Origin of the sequence: Aliiglaciecola lipolytica E3, from assembly GCF_000314975.1 — a bacterium.
Classification (GTDB): domain Bacteria; phylum Pseudomonadota; class Gammaproteobacteria; order Enterobacterales; family Alteromonadaceae; genus Aliiglaciecola; species Aliiglaciecola lipolytica.
Window position 1 is genome coordinate 22,454 of the sequence record NZ_BAEN01000038.1, and the last position, 18,987, is coordinate 41,440.

General features: G+C 40.0%; 19 protein-coding genes and 1 riboswitch. Of the genes, 9 read left to right on the plus strand and 10 right to left on the minus strand.

Features of this window, described 5'->3' with window-relative positions:
* Positions 1-78: 78 nt before the first annotated feature.
* The 7 genes from GLIP_RS09335 to moaA form a co-directional block, all read right to left on the minus strand.
* Positions 79-2,328: a TonB-dependent receptor gene (locus GLIP_RS09335; RefSeq protein ID WP_008844366.1), complete on the minus strand. Its 2,250-nt coding sequence runs from the start codon at positions 2,326-2,328 to the stop codon at positions 79-81.
* A 210-nt stretch (positions 2,329-2,538) separates the two neighbouring features.
* Positions 2,539-3,015: a molybdopterin synthase catalytic subunit MoaE gene (gene moaE / locus GLIP_RS09340; protein WP_008844367.1), complete on the minus strand. Its 477-nt coding sequence runs from the start codon at positions 3,013-3,015 to the stop codon at positions 2,539-2,541.
* A 2-nt stretch (positions 3,016-3,017) separates the two neighbouring features.
* Complete coding sequence (gene moaD, locus GLIP_RS09345; RefSeq protein ID WP_008844368.1) at positions 3,018-3,260, minus strand: molybdopterin converting factor subunit 1; 243 nt, start codon at positions 3,258-3,260, stop codon at positions 3,018-3,020.
* A gap of 16 nt (positions 3,261-3,276) precedes the next feature.
* Positions 3,277-3,771, minus strand: coding sequence for a cyclic pyranopterin monophosphate synthase MoaC (gene moaC, locus GLIP_RS09350; protein ID WP_008844369.1), 495 nt, complete (start codon positions 3,769-3,771; stop codon positions 3,277-3,279).
* Between the two features lies 1 nt (position 3,772).
* A complete protein-coding gene (moaB, locus tag GLIP_RS09355) occupies positions 3,773-4,312 on the minus strand; it encodes a molybdenum cofactor biosynthesis protein B (protein ID WP_008844370.1) in 540 nt (179 codons plus the stop codon).
* Positions 4,313-4,340: 28 nt separating this feature from the next.
* The gene (gene mobA, locus GLIP_RS21410; protein ID WP_008844371.1) at positions 4,341-4,934 is read right to left on the minus strand and encodes a molybdenum cofactor guanylyltransferase; all 594 of its coding nucleotides are present in this window, start codon (positions 4,932-4,934) and stop codon (positions 4,341-4,343) included.
* Positions 4,935-4,937: 3 nt separating this feature from the next.
* A complete protein-coding gene (moaA, locus tag GLIP_RS09365) occupies positions 4,938-5,906 on the minus strand; it encodes a GTP 3',8-cyclase MoaA (protein ID WP_008844372.1) in 969 nt (322 codons plus the stop codon).
* A riboswitch (molybdenum cofactor riboswitch) is annotated at positions 5,898-6,069 on the minus strand. Its footprint overlaps the gene before it by 9 nt.
* Positions 6,070-6,301: 232 nt before the next feature.
* On the opposite strand from moaA, the gene GLIP_RS09370 reads away from it, so the two are divergent.
* The 9 genes from GLIP_RS09370 to GLIP_RS09405 all read left to right on the plus strand — a co-directional run bounded on the left by GLIP_RS09370 (position 6,302) and on the right by GLIP_RS09405 (position 15,475).
* A complete protein-coding gene (locus tag GLIP_RS09370; protein ID WP_008844373.1) occupies positions 6,302-7,216 on the plus strand; it encodes a kinase-like protein in 915 nt (304 codons plus the stop codon).
* Positions 7,213-8,055, plus strand: a complete 843-nt coding sequence (locus tag GLIP_RS09375) for an HAD-IIB family hydrolase (protein WP_008844374.1) — start codon at positions 7,213-7,215, stop codon at positions 8,053-8,055. The genes GLIP_RS09370 and GLIP_RS09375 overlap by 4 nt, the downstream gene beginning before the upstream one ends.
* Positions 8,048-9,271 (plus strand): glycosyltransferase family protein, encoded by a 1,224-nt coding sequence (locus tag GLIP_RS09380; RefSeq protein WP_008844375.1) that lies wholly within the window; start codon positions 8,048-8,050, stop codon positions 9,269-9,271. Before GLIP_RS09375 ends, GLIP_RS09380 begins: the two co-directional genes overlap by 8 nt.
* 18 nt (positions 9,272-9,289) lie before the next feature.
* Entirely contained in the window at positions 9,290-11,050 is a 1,761-nt protein-coding gene (locus GLIP_RS09385) for a sugar phosphorylase (RefSeq protein WP_008844376.1), read from the plus strand.
* A 336-nt stretch (positions 11,051-11,386) separates the two neighbouring features.
* On the plus strand, positions 11,387-11,596 hold the full coding sequence (locus GLIP_RS09390) for an EF-hand domain-containing protein (RefSeq protein ID WP_008844377.1): 210 nt from the start codon (positions 11,387-11,389) through the stop codon (positions 11,594-11,596).
* A gap of 273 nt (positions 11,597-11,869) precedes the next feature.
* Positions 11,870-12,274: a TraB/GumN family protein gene (locus GLIP_RS22490; protein WP_052154965.1), complete on the plus strand. Its 405-nt coding sequence runs from the start codon at positions 11,870-11,872 to the stop codon at positions 12,272-12,274.
* 7 nt (positions 12,275-12,281) lie between these two features.
* Positions 12,282-12,728 carry a TraB/GumN family protein gene (locus GLIP_RS22495; RefSeq protein WP_407638158.1) on the plus strand — a complete coding sequence of 149 codons (447 nt, stop codon included), beginning with the start codon at positions 12,282-12,284 and terminating at the stop codon, positions 12,726-12,728.
* Between the two features lie 156 nt (positions 12,729-12,884).
* Positions 12,885-14,111, plus strand: a complete 1,227-nt coding sequence (gene moeA, locus GLIP_RS09400) for a molybdopterin molybdotransferase MoeA (RefSeq protein WP_008844378.1) — start codon at positions 12,885-12,887, stop codon at positions 14,109-14,111.
* Positions 14,108-15,475: an MATE family efflux transporter gene (locus tag GLIP_RS09405; protein ID WP_008844379.1), complete on the plus strand. Its 1,368-nt coding sequence runs from the start codon at positions 14,108-14,110 to the stop codon at positions 15,473-15,475. The genes moeA and GLIP_RS09405 overlap by 4 nt, the downstream gene beginning before the upstream one ends.
* 73 nt (positions 15,476-15,548) lie before the next feature.
* Here the strand turns inward: GLIP_RS09405 and GLIP_RS09410 are convergent, their stop codons facing one another.
* Genes GLIP_RS09410 through edd form a run of 3 tightly spaced genes read right to left on the minus strand, consistent with a single transcriptional unit; the run spans position 15,549 to position 18,987 of the window.
* A complete protein-coding gene (locus GLIP_RS09410) occupies positions 15,549-16,202 on the minus strand; it encodes a bifunctional 4-hydroxy-2-oxoglutarate aldolase/2-dehydro-3-deoxy-phosphogluconate aldolase (protein WP_008844380.1) in 654 nt (217 codons plus the stop codon).
* Positions 16,203-16,208: 6 nt separating this feature from the next.
* A complete protein-coding gene (locus GLIP_RS09415) occupies positions 16,209-17,162 on the minus strand; it encodes a glucokinase (RefSeq protein WP_008844381.1) in 954 nt (317 codons plus the stop codon).
* A complete protein-coding gene (gene edd / locus GLIP_RS09420; RefSeq protein WP_008844382.1) occupies positions 17,152-18,987 on the minus strand; it encodes a phosphogluconate dehydratase in 1,836 nt (611 codons plus the stop codon). Before edd ends, GLIP_RS09415 begins: the two co-directional genes overlap by 11 nt.

Genomic DNA, 18,987 nt, shown 5'->3' on the forward strand with positions numbered 1-18,987 from the left:
AATGATTCAAACCGTTCTATTTTCAGCCATGTTATGTCATTTCATTTAATGATCGAAATATCACGCTATAAAGCCTAATTAGAAGTTATACACGACTTCAACCCCATAAGTACGGGGTTCTTGGTAATTACTGGTTACCGTACCAAAAAAGTCCTTACGGTTATCTATTGGATCTCGTTCGTCAGCTAAATTACGACCCCAAAGGTAGGCCTCCCAACCATTACTATTGCTCAAAATACCCACTCTAGCATTAACTAACGTTATACTGTCAACATGGCCAAAATCAACAACCGTTCCATCGGTCAACGTTTCGCTAGTAACATTATCAACGGTAGTAAAAAAACCATCGCTGTGAGTAATATCCAAACGCCATGATACGTCAGCATTTAGACTAGTGAATTCGGTTAAATATTGGATACCAAGTGAAAAGTTACTATCTGGCGCATTGATCAAATCATTTCCTTTAGCATCTCCTCCTCCAGTTAAACCACCCGGAAAACTGTCGAATTCGGTGTCTAATAGTCCTACGCTTGCCTGAATCTCCAGATCACTAATTGGCCGATAGATCATTTCAAGTTCAACCCCTTGAGTATTAGCTTTAGCGGCGTTGCGAATTGAAATAGAGGAAGCTCCATTGCCTAAATCAATAAATTGATTGACCTGATAATTTTTAAATTCCGAACTAAAAGCCGCAAGATTTACAATTAAACTATTGCGATGAAAATTGCCTTTTAATCCTAATTCTGCGCTACCAACGGTTTCTTTATCAAATTGGATACCCGCCGCTAAGTCAGCATTGGTAATAAAATCTAAATTATATCCTCCGCTTTTAAAGCCAGTAGAATATTTGGCATAACCGTTGAGGTTGTTATTAAAAGCGTGATTAAAACTTAGCGCATAGGAAACAAAATTGTCGCTACGTGTATCAGTTAATCGACCATCTGTACTGCCTATCCCAAAAATCCCAGAAGCAGCGCCATCCAAAACCCAATCCAAATCTTTCTGTTCATCTGTGTAACGCAGTCCTAATGCCAAACTGCTGCTATCAGTAAAATCATATCCGCCATTAAAATATACCGCGTAGCTGTCGGTGGTAACATAACCACTGTTAGTAACCACAGAGCCTGGTACGTTTCCAAATAAAAACGATTGAGCACCATTGATCGCGTCTCTTAAAGTATCAGCTTCTTGGCGATATAAATAAAGTCCAGCTACGTATTCAAATGCAGAATCACTTTGTGGTGATATCAATTGAAACTCTTGCGACCATTGTTCGTATTGGTCTGAATATTCAATGACTAACAAATCCGCCACTGCATAATCTGAATCGTTCCGATAAAAAATATCGGTATCTCGATAAGCTGTTATCGATTTAACATCGTAGCCACTGTCCATTTGGTAGGATAGATCCAAAGAGCCACCAACAATATCGCGCTTTTCATATGTATCGATGGTTGTGGCAACTTGGTCTTTTTGGGGCGCAGCCGGGTCAAGTATATTGCTTAAAGTGTCAGATATGGCTTCACCTAAAAACGATAAACGTTCGGTGTTGAGGCCGTCAATACTGAAATTTAGTTCTAGCGCCTCTGAAAGCTGCGACCGAAACTGTGCCCGGTACGCCAAAGCATCTCGTTCATTTAATTCATTACCGGTAGTTAGGTTTTTGATATAGCCGTCTCGATCCAGCTTAGTCACTGAAAATTTGGCAGCACTATCATCTGAAATAGGCAGATTAATTTGTCCTTGTAGTTCACGTGCGCCCATATTTCCGATAGATGCACTTAACTTGCCTTCCAAGTCATCAGATGGCTTTTTTGAAATAAGGTTAATAGCTCCTGCAACAGTATTTTTGCCAAATAACGTTCCTTGAGGTCCGCGTAAAACTTCAACTCTTTGTAAATCCAATAACTCTTGATTCAACGCTGGCGATTGACCAAGATAAACCCCATCCAAATAAACCCCAACTCTGGTATCAAATCCAATATTACGACTGTTTGCTCCAACACCGCGAATGGTAATTGCTGAGGTAAAATCAGTGGTTCTAGAAATAGATAAATTCGGTATAAAATCTGCCAGTTCAGTCAGTTGAGTTATTCCTGTTTGTTCGATATTAGCGGCACTAAAGGAAAAAATAGCTATAGGTACTTCAGACAATTTTTGTGTTCTTTTTTGAGCGGTAACGACGACGACTTCATAATCTTCCTCAGACTGAGATGATGACGTTTGTTGTGCCATACCTGTCGAAGAAATCGAAATTAAAGCACCAGAAACAAAACATTTTTGAAGGAGGGTTAATCGACCGGGTAAATTAGCCAAGCAGCGATTCATCTAAAGTTCCTTTTCTATAATCAAATAAATAATACTTTATACGGTAAGTATTTAACTCACTATATAATGAGGAGATATTAATATAGACCGTGATTACGCAATTTGCGTATAAAAAAAGTGATTGTAGTTATTTTTGATAAAGAAGAGTCATTGAAAAAGGTAAATTGCAGATAATTGTGAATGAAAAAAATATAATTTTACTAGCTTAAACTATCGTTCTTTCCACTTTTTCGCGGCAAACTCGTCTGACAATCTCTTGTCAAGCCAGTGTGCTGAGCTGCCTCGTTGTTCCTTTTTCCAAAATGGTGCTTGGGTTTTTAAAAAGTCCATAAGAAACTGACATGCGTCAAATGCCTCGCCTCTGTGGGTTGCAGTAACTCCCACAAAAACGATTTGTTGATTGACATCTAGTTGACCTATTCGATGAATGATAGTGATTGCTCCCAATGACCACTTTTGTGCCGCTTCGGCAGCAAGTTTTTGCAAAACCTTTTCTGTCATTCCGGGATAATGTTCGAGAAATAAACCAGTAACCTGTTCGCCTAGGTTCATATCCCTTACTAATCCTGTAAATGTAACTATTGCGCCATGCTGGTCACTGTGTTCTTTGAGTTGCGTATACTCCAGTCCGTGATCAAAGTCGTTTTTCTGAATATTAATGCTAATCAGTGGTATGTTTTTAGACATTCCTAACCACCTGTAACAGGAGGAAAAAATGCAATTTCATCATCCTGGCTCAACTCGTAGTTCTGGTCACAAATCGTTTGATTTACAGCCACCAATAAATTGTCAGCCGCTAAAAATGATTCCCAGTTTTCCCCTTTAGCAGATAAAGTCTTACGTAATTCTCTAACCGAACAAGGCGCTATATCAAGGGGTAATTCAGCAACACCTAATTGCTCTCTAAGTTGACCAAAAAATAATACTTTCATCTACGTTTCTTCACCATTAATTTGACTCTGAACGGACCCAATCTCCCGTTTTCCCACCGCTTTTTCGGTCCACCTTAATCTCACCTATAACCATTTCAGGATCAACTGCTTTACACATATCAAACAATGTTAACGCTGCAACTGAAACAGCCGTGAGCGCCTCCATTTCGACACCTGTTTTCCCGGCTAGTTTACAAGTTGCAGAGATATTAACGCGCTGCAATTGTGTATCAACGGAGAAGTCTACTTGCACCTTTGAAAGCATCAGAGGGTGACATAGTGGAATTAAATCCGCGCACTTTTTTGCTGCTTGAATACCTGCAATGCGTGAAACCGCAAACACATCCCCTTTTGCATGTTGACCACGACTGATCATATGTAAAGTCGCGGGCTGCATTTGTACATAACCTGATGCGCTTGCAAATCGTTGAGTAACTGATTTTTCAGTTACATCCACCATATTGGCGCGTCCATCTTGGTCAACATGGCTTAACGTTTTTGGGTTTTTCACATTATCCTCGGCTTGCACACTGTTCAACATTAACCCCTTTCAAATGCACCACAAAGTTACAAGGTTTGTGAGTACTATTTAATTGTTCACACAGAATATCCTGCCAGCCAGTTTTGCATGCCCCTGTTGATCCGGGTAAACAAAATATCGCTGTACCGTTTGCCATTCCGGCTAATGCGCGAGACTGCACCGTTGATGTACCAATTTGTTGATATGAGATATGCCGAAATAATTCGCCAAACCCTTCAATCTGTTTATCAAACAAGACTTCTAACGCTTCGGGGGTTAAATCTCTGGCAGTAAAACCCGTACCTCCTGTGGTAATCACAACTTGAATATCGTTAGATACTATCCAGTTAGACACGATACTTCTAAGTTGATACTTATCATCTTTACAAATACGTTTTTCTATCACTTTATGACCCGCAGATGTTGCCGCATCGACCAAATAACGACCGGAAGTGTCAGTATCTTCATCTCGAGTATCAGATACGGTTAATATTGCGATATTAAGTGCTTTAAAACTGCTGTGTGCTGGCATCAGTTCTCCATTAGTTTTTAAAAACCAATTAATTTTGCAACCAACTTTGAATTTGTTGCATTTGTTCTGGTGTATTTACGTTGAAAAAAGAATTCTGTCTTTGCTGATCATTTACATATTTCAACTCTTTCGCGCTTAACTTTTCTAGTAAGGCTCTTACTGACAAAATACCTGCGTCAATTTGTTTAGTCAGGATTTGTGCAAAACACGCATCCAACCAGATAAAAAATGGCATTGGATGATTTTGATAATAACAACTGGTTTGTTTTTCATTGCCATATTCACAAAGCTGCTTTATCCCGTCTGCCGGAAATAGTGGCATATCAATCGGCACCACCACGATACTATCAACACCAACCAATCGATCGGCACGGTGCATGAGCGCATCGAGAGCCCCTAGGGGGCCGATTTGAGGTAGTCTATCGGTCAGCGCGCCGTCAATTCTGTTTGAGCTAATGACATAATTGCTTATACCTAGTTCAGAAAATCGTTTAATCGCCTGCTCTAAGAATGACGCTCCTGACAATTGCAGTGTCGATTTATCAACGCCCATTCTGCTAGAGCGACCGCCAGCCAGTATCACTCCAAGAGTAGAGACAAGTGGCAATGTTTCAACAGTCACTGTTTAGCCCCCTAACATCGCCAAATGTTTGGTTGCACCGGTAAAACCTTGGTCAAGCCAATGACTGGCTTCTTTGTCACCCAATAAATGTTTTAATTGTTGTTGCAGTAAATGCGTATCGGTATCTTGTAACAATGGACGTATATCAAGTCCTTTATCGGCAAACAAGCACAGGTGTAATTTACCGGTAGCACTTATTCTTAGTCGATTACAGCTCGCACAAAAGTCTTTGCTGTACGGCATAATTAAGCCAATTTTTCCGCGATAATCAGGATGCCAAAATTCTTGCGCGGGACCGGCTGTTTTATCTTGAATAACAGGAGTCCAACCATGTGCAATTAATTTTTGTTTAATAGGTTCACCGGATAAATGATTGCGCTTAAAAAATTCAACGTTATCCCCTGTTTCCATCAGTTCAATCATGCGAAATGTAATAGGAGTATCTTTAAGCCAAGCTAGGAATCGCTCTAATTCATTATCATTGTATTGGCGCATCAACACACCATTCACTTTGACTTTTAAACCTAATTCTAGTGCACGGCTTATCCCGGTTAAAATCGTATCTAATTTATTATGGCCGGTGATACTTGCAAACATTCTAGGATCGAGACTATCGATGCTCACATTTAATGAATTGAGACCTGCGTTAAACCATGACTCAACTTGTTGCGCTAATCGATAGCCATTAGTCGTGATTGCAACTTGTTTTATTCCAGGTGTTGTAGAAGCTATTTGAATAATTTCAGGCAGGTCTTTACGCAAAGAAGGTTCGCCACCTGTTATACGAATTTTTTGCGTTCCTAATTTTGCAAAACCAGAACAAATTTGGCGAATTTCGGATAAACGCAGGAAGTCCCGATCAGAATCACATTGATATCCGTCGGGTAAACAATAATCGCAACTAAAGTTGCATACATCAGTAACAGACAGCCGCAAGTAATGGAAGCGCCGCCCAAATTTATCTTCTAACACGTTAAACACCTTTCCAAAGTCACATACAACGAAATTGCCGCATGTGTAGCGGGAGGCAAATCAGTTTCCTGATCAACCCTGGCAACCGTAAACAGTTGCGGCCTAATTTACCTATATTGAAATTCAATACTTAGCAAAAAAAGGCTCGGAGTTTCTTTTTGAGTATCACTCAATATGCAAGTATAGCACCTGTGATTAAAGCATTAAAACTCACAATCTAGGTGCAATGCAAATTCTTTATGTTTTAAGATAGATCTGAACTGCTAAGCTTATTTAGACTCGATAACATTAATATTCCCTACTTTACAAAAAGCACTAAATTGGCACGTTTGTTGTAAGTTCAATGGGATGAAGGAAAAAAATCCAATTCAATATCTAATTAAAATAGGCAAATTTTGAAGGTAACCCCAGAATCTAAAAGGCTACTTGATGCCTTTATTGAAAAACACCAACTCGGAGCGAACTTCAGTGAAGTTGCGCTAAACTGGTTCATTCCGCTAGCCGAAAAACTTTACTTGCACCACAGTAGTGCAAAAGGCCCAATTTTTGTTGGCATTAATGGCTGTCAAGGATCTGGCAAGTCTACGTTAACTGAACTATTGCTTACCTATCTAGTTGAAGTAAAACAGCTAAATGTCATCAACTTATCATTAGATGATTTCTACTACTCAAAACAATATCGTCAATCGTTAGCGAAAAACACGCACCCTCTGCTCGCCACTCGTGGCGTACCAGGTACTCACGACACGGCTTTATTAAAACAGGTTTTACTCAATTTACAGCAACAAAAAACTGGATTTCCAATTCCAAGGTTTAATAAGGCAACAGATGATCCATTTGAAAAATCACAATGGCCTATTATTCAAAGTCCTGTAGATATTACGTTAATGGAAGGATGGTGTTGGGGAGTCAAAGCTCAAAAGGCTGACCAATTGTCTTTACCAGTAAACAATTTGGAGTCTTCTGAAGACCCTGATGGTGAGTGGAGACGATATGTTAACCAGCAACTGCAACATGAATATGCTCCACTATATGACATGATGGATGTTTGGATCATGCTAAAAGCCCCTTCATTTGAATGTGTGTTCGATTGGCGCTTGCAGCAGGAACAAAAACTGATTAATAAATTGGCTTCCGACAACTCGGCAGGCAAACACAGTGGAATTATGTCTCCTACTGAGATTCAACGATTTATCCAACACTATCAAAGGTTAACTGAGCAGAGTTTAACTACACTAAGTGATACCTGTGATGTCGTATTTGAATTAGATAAAAACCGAAAAATAATCAACACTAAGGGGGTAAAATGAGAGACCAGTTTGTCATTTTCACCGATATGGATGGCACATTACTGGATCATCATTCTTATAGTCACCAAGCCGCAGAAAAAATGCTTAAATTTTTGAAAGAGCAAAATATTCCTGTCATTCCAAACACCAGTAAAACCTATGACGAAATGCAAGAATTAACAGCGCAATTGAAAATTCAAGGACCTTTTATTGTCGAAAACGGAGCGGCTATTCACATTCCCCACGGATTTTTCAAGAAAAAACCAGCCAATACACAGTGGATGGGTAAAAACTGGGTACGCAATTTCACATCCAAAAAAAGTTATTGGCTAAGTTTACTTAAAAAAATAGAAAGTGATTTTGAAGGCCAATTTACTCATTTTGCAAAAATGACGTTATCCGACATTTGTGACGCTACTGGTTTGGAGCCGGAACAAGCCAAACGTGCAGCCAATCGATTATACGGTGAACCTGTGCTGTGGCTAGGTAGCGAAGAACAAAAGAAAAAATTTATTACTTGTGTCACCCAACTAGGCGCGAAAACGCTAATTGGTGGACGTTTCATCCATATTTCTGGGGAAACAGATAAAGGAGCTGCATTAAATTGGTTTGTCGGAGAGTTACGACGCCAATACCCAGACACCAATTGGATTTCTATTGCATTAGGTGACGGACAAAATGACGCAGCGATGCTTGATGCTGCAGATATTGCTGTCCGCATCAAATCTCCAGTTAATGATTACCCTCAACTTCAACGCACAGAAAATGTGATTGATAGCCAACTAGAGGGACCTGAAGGATGGACAGAGAGCCTTCAACATATATTAAATTTAACTTTAAAGGAGCCAGAAAATGGCTGATTTTTACCAAAACGGAATAACAACAACATTACATCAACTATCTAACCGCCCCATTGAAGAAATGGAGTCTGAATTATTAGCATTTTCCAAAAAACGTCCATTGGGTCTACTTCTGCCTAGTTTGTTTTCTGAACTGGAAGGCGAAGCTATGCCAGAAATTATTAATCACATTAGCAAGGTGCCTTATTTAAATGAGATTGTGATTGGTTTAGATAGAGCGTCAAAAGAACAATACCAACATGCAATTAAATTTTTTGACAAGTTACCGCAGCACCATCGCATTCTATGGAATGATGGTCCGCGACTTCAGGCTATCGATAGTGAATTAGCTGAGTTGGGGTTAGCCCCAAAAGAATTAGGTAAAGGCCGCAATGTTTGGTATTGCATGGGGTATATTTTGGCGACGGGACGCACTGAATCCATCGCGCTACATGATTGTGACATTTTAACCTACGATCGAAGTTTACTCGCCAAATTGATTTACCCTGTTGCCCACCCACAATTCAACTATGAATTTTGTAAAGGGTATTATGCTCGTGTAGCGGATGGCAAAATCAACGGACGTGTTTCAAGGTTATTGGTTACCCCATTATTAAGAGCGTTAAAACGCACAGTAGGTAACAACGAATATTTAGAGTTTATGGATAGCTTTAGATATCCACTTGCCGGTGAATTTTCGTTTCGACGCGACGTACTAAATGATATCCGTATACCCAGTGATTGGGGATTAGAAATCGGCGTATTGTCAGAAATGCATAGAAACTATTCACATAACCGTTTGTGTCAGGTGGATATTGCGGAAACCTACGATCATAAACATCAAGACTTGTCTTTGCATAATGACCAAGGTGGTTTGTCGAAAATGTCGATCGACATTACCAAAGCATTGTTTCGCAAACTTGCAACGCAAGGCTTCACGTTTACAAATGAATCTTTCCGCACATTAAAGGCAACCTATTTCCGAATTGCTTTAGATTTTGTTGAAACATATCACAATGATGCCTTGATGAATGGACTGGAATTAGACATTCATAGAGAAGAAAAGGCGGTTGAAATGTTTGCCCAAAACATTATGAAAGCTGGGCAAAGTTTCTTAGAAAATCCAATGGAGACACCATTTATTCCGAGTTGGAACAGAGTTATCAGTGCTGTTCCAGACATACTTGATCGCATAAAAGATGCAGTCGAACAGGATTACGAAGAGTATCGATATTAAATGTAAGGGGTAATGCGAATGTCCGACGCTTATACGTGGCTGTGTGAAAAAGTACAACATCACTTAGACGTGATATATCAAGGAGTAGAGATCCCTCAAAGCAGTGAGGAGATTGCTAAATCTTTAATTAACACAATGCGATTGAATGAGGTAAGCACAAAACAAATGCCAATACCTCATCAAAATCATTGGAGCGAAGAAGACATTGTTCTGATTACCTATGGCGATAGTATTGAATCTGAAACGCAAAGCCCGTTAGTTACTTTGCATCAGTTCTTGAATAAATACGTGAAAGATACGATTAATGGAGTACATATCCTCCCCTTCTTTCCGTATAGTTCCGATGACGGATTCGCTGTAATTGACTACTCTAGCGTCAATGAATCTTTGGGGAATTGGTTAGATATTAAATCGATTTCGTCCAATTATAAGCTAATGTCAGACTTAGTCATAAATCACTGTTCTTCCAGAAGTGCCTGGTTTGATAATTTTATTAAATGTGAAGGTACCGGCAGTGATTTCTTTTTCACCGTAGATGATGACTATGATATTTCCCAAGTTGTTAGGCCTCGAACATCAGATTTGTTGCGAGAAACCAAAACGGCAGAAGGGATTAAAAAAGTTTGGTGTACCTTTAGTCATGACCAAGTTGACTTTGATTTTCAAAACCCCAAAGTGTTGGCAGCATTTGTATTAATTATTCGTCAATATTTAGATCATGGTGTTAGGATTTTCAGATTGGATGCTGTTGCATTCTTATGGAAAAAGTCAGGCACAACTTGCATCAATTTAGAAAAAACTCACGAAGTCATCCGCTTACTCCGCACTCTAATCGAATATGCCCAAAACGATTGCATTATTATCACGGAAACAAATATACCTAACCGTGAAAACCTGACTTACTTTGGCAACGCCAATGAAGCACACGCAGTATACAATTTTTCATTGCCTCCGCTGTTAGTCAATACATTGGTTACGGGCGATTGTACCTATTTGAAGAACTGGCTAATGAGTATGCCGCCTGCACAAAATGGAACTACCTATTTTAATTTCATCGCTTCCCACGATGGCATTGGTCTTCGGCCGGCTGAGGGACTTCTTAATGAAGATGAAATTAATACTTTGGTAAATACCATGCAAAGTTTCGGCGGTATGGTGTCTTGGCGTACCCTTCCAGGTGGTAAACAAAAGCCATATGAAATTAATATTGCTTTGTTTGATGCACTAAAAGGTACGACTAAAGGGGCTGATACTTTAGGCATGGAGAGATTTATTTGTGCCCATGAAATTATGTTTGCTTTAGAAGGCATTCCAGGATTGTATGTGCATAGTTTATTAGCCACCGGAAACGATTATGAAAGGGTGACTAACACCAGTCAAAATCGCTCGATAAACCGCCGTCGTTGGAATATGGCTGAACTAGAATCCCAACTTGCTGATAACACAACTCAGCACAGTGTTGCCTTGTCTCGCATAAATCACCTACTCGCTATTCGTATTAATCAAAAAGCATTCCATCCAAATGCTACCCAGTTTACATTGCAACTGGGTAAAAACTTATTTGGTTTTTGGCGTCAAAGTATCGATAGACGTCAAAGTATTTTTTGTATTAGTAACATTACCGATGTCGAACAAACGGTTGTCATGTCAGACATTAACCTGATAGGTACAGATTGTTGGTGGGATTTGATCACAGGCGATGAAATCATTTTGGATCACTCAGATTTCATTTTAGCTCCCTACCAAACTGTATGGATAAGTAATACCTGTACCGTGTGAATTAGCCACTTAAATGAACTGCAGATAGGGTGCTGTTACTTTTTCGCACCACCCTATCCTTCTGATTTTCAAGGTAATTAAAATACTCGTTAATATTGTGTAACCTAACATCCACACTTTTAAGGTTTTTTCACCTTGAATCTTTGTAACTTCCTCTTACTCACTCTCAATCGTTAATCTATCTCATTGTTAAATAACACATTTCATAAAGTGGCACAGTACGTGTAATAGCCTAACCATACAACAGACAACCTGTTGTTTAGTTTAGAAGTTGTTTTATGAGTACCAGTAATTGATACCAATTACTAAAAAACTAAATTTAATGGAGATATGAAAATGAAAAAGACTATCCTTATCAGCGCTTTCGTTTTAGCTACCGGTACTGTTTATGCTCAAGAAGACAAAATTGCCATTTTAGATACTGATGCCGATGGCCGCATTAGTGTTGAAGAAGCGGCAAGCGATCCTTCCTTGTCTGCTGTTTTTGCTGAACTAGATATGAATAAAGATGGGTACTTAACCCCTAGCGAATTAGCAGAGTACTAAGTATCACTATAACTTAGTTATTCTAACCAACAACACCTGCTTTAGCGCAGGTGTTGTTTTCTTTGTTGAGTTAAAACCTCCGCCTTATCTTCCCTTTTCAAACACTGATTTATGTTGTTTAAAACCTAAAAAGCTGTTTCTAAAAATGTTGTAACACAATTAATCTTCACAATTAATTTGTATCAGATAACAATATTCGAATAAGTCTTTGATCGTCATTAGTGTATATTGAAGGCGATAATCAAAAAGCTAATCTTTTTAAGGAAAATATTTATGTACAGAGCGTTACTCTTTTCACTTTTGTTGAGCTTTCCCACATCCACTCTTTTTGCAGCGTCCGTATGGAAAGTCAGTAAAGGTGATGATCACGTTTTGATTGGAGGAACAATTCATCTGTTAAGTGCGAATGATTATCCGTTACCTGAAAAATTTGATACCGCATATCAGGCCACTGACACATTAGTATTTGAGTCAGATATGGCGAAAATGAATAGCCCGGAATTTCAACAAGAATCACTCAAATACATTTTGTTGCAAGATGGGAAAACCATCAAAGACTTTTTATCCGACGAAACTTATCAAGCACTTGACGCCCACCTGAAACAAAGAAATCTTTCAGTCGCGCAATTCTCAACGCTAAAACCCAGTTTTTTTATCTGTGACTTTATCCTTGATTGAAATGCAAATGATGGGTGTAAACAGTGCTGGAGTAGACGTTTACTATTCTACGAAAGGAATCGGCGATAAAAAACACATTAAATGGTTTGAAGAACCAGAAGAACAAATGGCGATATTAGCAGCCATGGGTAAAGGCAAAGAAGACGAAATGATTGCCTATAGCATTGAAGATGTGAAGAAAATTCCAGACGTTATGCCAAAAATGTTAGCAGCATGGCGTGAAGGTGACATGCAAAAGCTGTCTGAAGTGAGTCTAGAAGAAATGCAACAAGATTACCCTGAAATATATGACCAAATTCTGGTTCAACGAAATAAAAACTGGGTCCCCAAAATCGAACGTTTATTTGGCGATAAACACAATGAATTTATTTTGGTTGGCGCACTGCATTTGGCTGGCGATGAAAGTGTCTTAAGCCTTTTAAAAGAAAAAGGTTATTCAGTCGAAAAATACTAAGGTTTTAACTCTCTCAGTCGCCAATTTATAGCGAAAATGGCGGCTGGCTTTTCAACTCATATTCACTCAACTAAATTTCCTTATTTGATTTGGTAACCAATAAAAATCACGTTATATTACAGCCTCTTTCACCTCCAATAGTTGTAAAACGCCTGAATGAATAAAAGTGACAAAAATCTACCCAATTTAATGCCTATTGAAACAGCGTTGACAAATATGTTGCAGCAATGTTCTGTCATTGACGAATATGAAGACGTCCCGATTATAAATGCCTTGGGTAGAATTAATGCGATTCCTGTCAAAGCCAAAGTTCAAGTTCCGCCCAAAGACAATTCAGCGATGGATGGCTATGCTTTTTACGTTGATAATGAATTGCCTAGCGGAACAACGTTTTCTATTCAAGGTCAAGCTTTAGCTGGGAAACCATTTACTCAAAAAGTTAAACAAGGACATTGTGTCAGGATCACTACAGGCGCAATATTACCCGCAGGTACGAACGCGGTCATGATGCAAGAGAACGTCAAGGCTGACGAGCAAAGTATCACATTAACACAAGACATTTCGGCCGGCGTCAGCGTACGATGTGCCGGAGAAGACATTCAATATAATCAAGAAATCATAGCGTCAGGTGAAAAACTAACCAGTGCGCATTTGGCGCTCTTAGCATCAGTTGGCGAAGTCAGTGTGACAGTGTTCCGTCGTATAAAAGTGGCCATTGTTATGACTGGTGATGAACTAGTACAACCCGGAAATCCGCTACAAGATGGGCAAATATACGAAAGTAATCGCTTTGCATTGCACGGCTTGTTGCAGCAATTAAATGTACAAATAATCGATTTTGGGATAATAGAAGATAGCCCTGAAAAAATTGCTGAAGTATTCACCGAAGCAAGTGAACAAGCCGATATCATTTTAAGCTGCGGGGGTGTTTCGGTTGGAGATGCTGATTTTGTTAAACACGTTTTAAATCAAATAGGCCAAATTGATTTTTGGAAAGTCGCTATTAAACCTGGCAAACCCTTCGCATTTGGCAAAATTAAGCAAACTTTATTTTGCGGGTTGCCCGGAAACCCAGTTTCCTCATACGTCACCTTTGAAAAATTGGTAACCCCGTTAATAAACAAAATGACTGGACGTACTAGCGTTCCAACATGGGTTCTCAATGCGACTTGTTCATCTCCTATTTTCAAACGCGCAGGACGAGCAGACTTCCAAAGAGGTATAGCAACTCAAGACGAACATGGAGAGTTTTGGGTTACACCAAATGGAAGTCAAGGTTCAGGAATAATGACCTCAATAGCGAATGCTAATTGTTATATCCTGCTTGATGAAGACCAAACAAACCTGCCTAAAGGTAGTAAAGTTAAGATCCAATTATTTTGACAAATTTTAAAACTGAATTAAAACAGCTTATTCATCTCGGCTGGCCACTACTTATCGCTCAAATTACCCAAACATTAATGGGAGTCTCTGACACTATTATGGCCGGCAGGTTTTCTGCTACCGATATGGCGGCAGTAGCGATTGGATTTAGCATTACCATTCCCATATTGTGCTTCGTGCAAGGCTTAGCCATGGCTATCCCTCCTATTGTTGCCAAATTACACGGTGCCGGACAAACAAACAAAGCAGCACATACTGTGCATCAGGCCGCATACCTAATTATTCCAGTATCAATAGTCATTGCACTGAGCGTGTTTTTTGTTGAATATTGGTTTTCTTTAATTGATATGGAAGCTAAATTACGCACAATAACGACCGATTATGTAAAGTACATTGTGATTTCTGCTCCTGCCTTTGCTGGGTATCAAATTTTAAGAAACTATTGCGAAGGGTTATCTTTTACCAAACCCACAATGTTGATAATGGCACTGGGTCTCATTGTTAACATACCCGCAAATTATATTTTGATTTATGGTAAATTGGGGCTTCCTGCGATGGGCGGAGTGGGCAGTGGTTTAGCAACCAGTTTAGTGTTTTGCGCCATGTTTATAAGCACGGCATTGTACATTCACTTTTCTAAACGTATTCAAAGTAATTTATTTCACAGTTGGTCATTACCCAATTTAAACGAAATACTCACCACCTTAAAATTGGGATTGCCCATAGCATTAACATTGCTCTTTGAGGTGACACTATTTGGCGTGGTTGCTTTATTGCTGTCTCCGTTAGGTCCTTTGACCGTCGCATCACACCAAATAGCGTTAAATTTTTCTGCTCTCATGTTCATGTTTCCTTTAAGTTTAGGGATGGCAACCACTATCCGTGTGGGTCACTTTTGGGGAAAACAAGATCAAGCCGGTGCTAGCCTAGCTGCAAAAACAGCCATTATACTCGGTCTTTCTATTGCTTGTGTCACAGCCTGTATAACCATATTAGCTAAACAACAGATCTCAATGTTATACACGGAAAATCAGCAAGTAATTGAGTTAGCGATGAGTTTAATGACCCTCGCCGCTATGTTTCAGTTGTCAGATTCAGTACAGGCTATTTCAGCTGGCGCATTGCGCGGATATAAAGACACGACCGCAATGTTTATTATCACGTTTTTTGCTTATTGGGGCATTGGACTTCCGGTAGGAATTTTATTGGCGTTAACCAATGTAATTGTTCCTGCGTTGGGGGCGTCAGGATTTTGGATTGGCTTTATCTGTGGCTTAACCAGTGCTGCAATAATGTTGGGTATAAGACTAAACATTATTCAAACGCGATTAAAATTGCATCCAGATTTGTTCGATAGGCATTAACACTGTGTCATTCAAACATAAAAAAAGCTTGTAGTTAATACAAGCTTTTTAATAGTGGCAATTTTGTTTACTTCTATTTTGCTAGTGTTTTAGCACCTTCAACTGCCGCTTTAGCCAATTCTGTAATACGGTCCCAATCACCAGCTTCTACTGCGTCATCTGGCACTAACCATGAACCACCCGCACACTTCACATTAGAAAGCGCCAAATAATCTAGATAGTTATTAGGACCGATACCGCCAGTGGGGCAAAAAGTGATATCAGGAAATGGTCCACCAATGGATTTAAGCGCTTTGATTCCACCAGAAGCTTCTGCAGGGAAAAATTTAAAATGCGTATAACCTATATCTAAACCGGTCATCAATTCTGAAATAGAAGCCACGCCAGGAATTAGTGAGATAGAACAACGTTTACCCGCTTCTAATAGACTTGTTGTAAGCCCAGGACTAATTGCAAAAATAGCCCCCGCTTCTTCTACTTGCTTTAACTGAGCTTCATTAGTAACGGTACCAGCACCTATAATAGCTTCAGGCACTTCTGCTGCTATCTTTTTAATCACATCCAAAGCGATTTCAGTACGTAACGTCACTTCTAAAACTTTTATCCCACCTTTAATTAAAGCTTTTGCTACAGGTACTGCATGCTCAATATCTTTAATCACTAAAACAGGTACAACGGGTCCCTGACTAAAAACGTCCTCAGAACTCATTTTCCAATTAAATGACATAATGTTTTACCCCTTAAAATTCTGTTGTAAATAGGCTGCGGCGCCCAATAAACCATGATCAGGTTCAGTAATAATAAAAGTAGGAATGTTAGAAACATAATGTCTAAAACGCCCCTTATCTTCAAAACGAGCACGAAATTTACTATTACTAATAAACTCCACAAATCGAGAAGCAATACCCCCGCCAATATATACGCCACCATAAGCGGCGAGATTCAGCGCCAAGTTACCGGCAAAGCTACCCATGATTTTGCAAAACTGTTGTAATGTTTCGACGCACAGTTCACATTCTTGCGATAAGGCTTTTTCAGTGATCTGAGCGGGATCGGCATAAATTGCGGCTTGTTGATTTTTTTCAGCTAGAGCTTCGTATATATGAACAATGCCTCGTCCTGATAAGACTTCTTCAGCTGAAACATGTCCTAGCTTTTTCTTCAGATAATGCCAAATCGCAAATTCGTTTTCGTCATTAGGGGCAAAATCAACATGTCCGCCTTCACCATCTAATGCTTTCCAGCCTTTTTCGGTAAAGGTTAAATGCTCTACCCCAAGCCCAGTACCAGGACCAAAAACAGCTATATTCGCATTTTGTTTAGGCGTTCCTGGGCCAATCTGTACTTTCTGCTCGTCGCTCAATACAGGAAGAGAATGTGCCACTGAGGTAAAATCATTAATGACACCTAACCACTTTAATCCAAGGCCGGCAGTTAACTGCTCGATAGAAAATTCCCAAGTATGATTGGTCATTTTGACCCAATCTCCAATCACCGGACAAGCAATGGCGATACAACCATAACTAAATTCTACATCTGGCATTTCACTAAAGTAGTGTTTGATCGCATCTTCTATTGTCGGGAAATTAACGCACAGGTACTTTTTAATATTAACTAGTTTATGACCTTCGACTTGGCAAATACGAATATTTGTACCGCCCACGTCTGCGACAAATTTAGCTGTCATGTTGATTCCCCGAACCAGCAAATAACGAACAAGCTCCCTGCTCCGCACCAGTTAACGCATTACGCATAGACGCGAACATCTCTCGTCCCATGCCAACTTGGTGTTTATCGGTATGAGCAACCATCGCTTTACGTTTTGCCAGCTCTTCACTACTAACCAATAGACTCATTTCACCCGTTTCGGTGTTAAGTTCAATCAAGTCACCTGTCTCTACTTTAGCAAGCAAACCGCCATGATAGGCTTCAGGTGTGACGTGGATCGCAGCAGGCACTTTTCCAGATGCGCCAGACATGCGACCATCAGTTACTAGTGCGACTTTGAAGCCTTTGTCCTGTAGTACACCAAGAGGCGGCGTTAAACTATGCAATTCTGGCATACCAATCGCTGCAGGCCCTTGGAAACGAACAACAACGATACAGTCTTTGTCAAGATCACCAGCTTTAAACGCATCTGCCAGTTCAAATTGATCTTCAAACACCACCGCCGGCGCTTTCATTTTGCAATGAGCTTCACGCAATGCAGACGTTTTCATTACAGCTCGGCCCAAATTACCATGCAGTACTGATAAACCACCGTCTGGTTTGAATGGTTTTGCTACTGTCGCCAATACTTCTTTATCATACGATTCAGCTGGACCATCTTGCCAAGTAAGTTCGCCATCTTTTAGTGTCGGTTCTTTGGTATATTGCTCCAAGCCATCTCCACAAATGGTTTTCACATCATTGTGAAGTAATCCAGCGCCCAATAGCTCTTTAAACAATAAGGCCATACCGCCTGCAGCAGTAAAGTGGTTTATATCAGCTGAACCATTAGGATAAATCCGAGTTAATAAAGGTACCGCATTAGAAATATCAGAAAAATCATCCCAATTAATTTCATAACCAGCCGCACGCGCTACTGCCACTAAGTGCATGGTGTGGTTTGTTGAACCACCTGTTGCTAACAATGCAACCAGACCATTTACAATAGCTTTAGCATCAACAATATGACCAATAGGCGTATAGTTATCACCTAAATCGGTTAATCGCGTTACTTGACGGGCAGCTGCTTTGGTTAACTCATCACGTAAATCGGTTCCCGGATTGACAAAAGATGAACCAGGTAAATGTAAGCCCATCACCTCTACTACAAGCTGGTTACTGTTTGCTGTACCGTAAAAAGTACAAGTACCAGCAGAGTGATAACTTTTAGACTCAGACTCGAGTAGTTCTTTACGCCCAACTTTGCCTTGTGCAAACATTTGGCGGACTCTGGCCTTTTCCTTATTTGGAATGCCTGAAGGCATTGGGCCTGCAGGCACAAAGACAGTCGGAAGGTGACCGAAGCTTAATGAGCCGATTAATAATCCAGGGACAATTTTATCGCAGATACCTAACATCAGCGCGCCATCAAACATATTGTGCGAGAGTCCAACAGCAGTGGATAACGCAATAACGTCTCGACTCATCAAGCTCAAATCCATTCCCGGATTTCCTTGAGTCACACCATCACACATCGCAGGTACACCGCCAGCGAATTGTGCAACACTGCCGATATCACGAATGGCATCTTTTAATATTTGCGGATATGCTTCATAAGGTTGGTGCGCAGATAGCATGTCATTATATGACGAAACAATAGCGATATTCGCTTTAGTTAGGCTAGTTAGATCCGCTTTATCTTGCGTGCTGCAAGCTGCAAAGCCATGCGCTAAGTTACCACATGACAACACCCCACGATGCGGCCCCTGTAGACGTGCGTTTTCGATCTTATCAAGATAATTTTGTCTGGATTGACGACTTCTTTCGATAATCCGTTCAGTTACCTCTTGAATTACAGAATTCAT

Coding starts and splice junctions, on each gene's coding strand:
- GLIP_RS09335 (WP_008844366.1), bottom strand. CDS start 2,328: ATGAATCGCTGCTTGGCTAATTTACCCGGTCGATTAACCCTCCTTCAA.
- moaE (WP_008844367.1), bottom strand. CDS start 3,015: ATGTCTAAAAACATACCACTGATTAGCATTAATATTCAGAAAAACGAC.
- moaD (WP_008844368.1), bottom strand. CDS start 3,260: ATGAAAGTATTATTTTTTGGTCAACTTAGAGAGCAATTAGGTGTTGCT.
- moaB (WP_008844370.1), bottom strand. CDS start 4,312: ATGCCAGCACACAGCAGTTTTAAAGCACTTAATATCGCAATATTAACC.
- GLIP_RS09375 (WP_008844374.1), top strand. CDS start 7,213: ATGAGAGACCAGTTTGTCATTTTCACCGATATGGATGGCACATTACTG.
- GLIP_RS09380 (WP_008844375.1), top strand. CDS start 8,048: ATGGCTGATTTTTACCAAAACGGAATAACAACAACATTACATCAACTA.
- GLIP_RS09385 (WP_008844376.1), top strand. CDS start 9,290: ATGTCCGACGCTTATACGTGGCTGTGTGAAAAAGTACAACATCACTTA.
- GLIP_RS09390 (WP_008844377.1), top strand. CDS start 11,387: ATGAAAAAGACTATCCTTATCAGCGCTTTCGTTTTAGCTACCGGTACT.
- GLIP_RS22490 (WP_052154965.1), top strand. CDS start 11,870: ATGTACAGAGCGTTACTCTTTTCACTTTTGTTGAGCTTTCCCACATCC.
- GLIP_RS22495 (WP_407638158.1), top strand. CDS start 12,282: ATGATGGGTGTAAACAGTGCTGGAGTAGACGTTTACTATTCTACGAAA.
- moeA (WP_008844378.1), top strand. CDS start 12,885: ATGAATAAAAGTGACAAAAATCTACCCAATTTAATGCCTATTGAAACA.
- GLIP_RS09410 (WP_008844380.1), bottom strand. CDS start 16,202: ATGTCATTTAATTGGAAAATGAGTTCTGAGGACGTTTTTAGTCAGGGA.
- GLIP_RS09415 (WP_008844381.1), bottom strand. CDS start 17,162: ATGACAGCTAAATTTGTCGCAGACGTGGGCGGTACAAATATTCGTATT.
- edd (WP_008844382.1), bottom strand. CDS start 18,987: ATGAATTCTGTAATTCAAGAGGTAACTGAACGGATTATCGAAAGAAGT.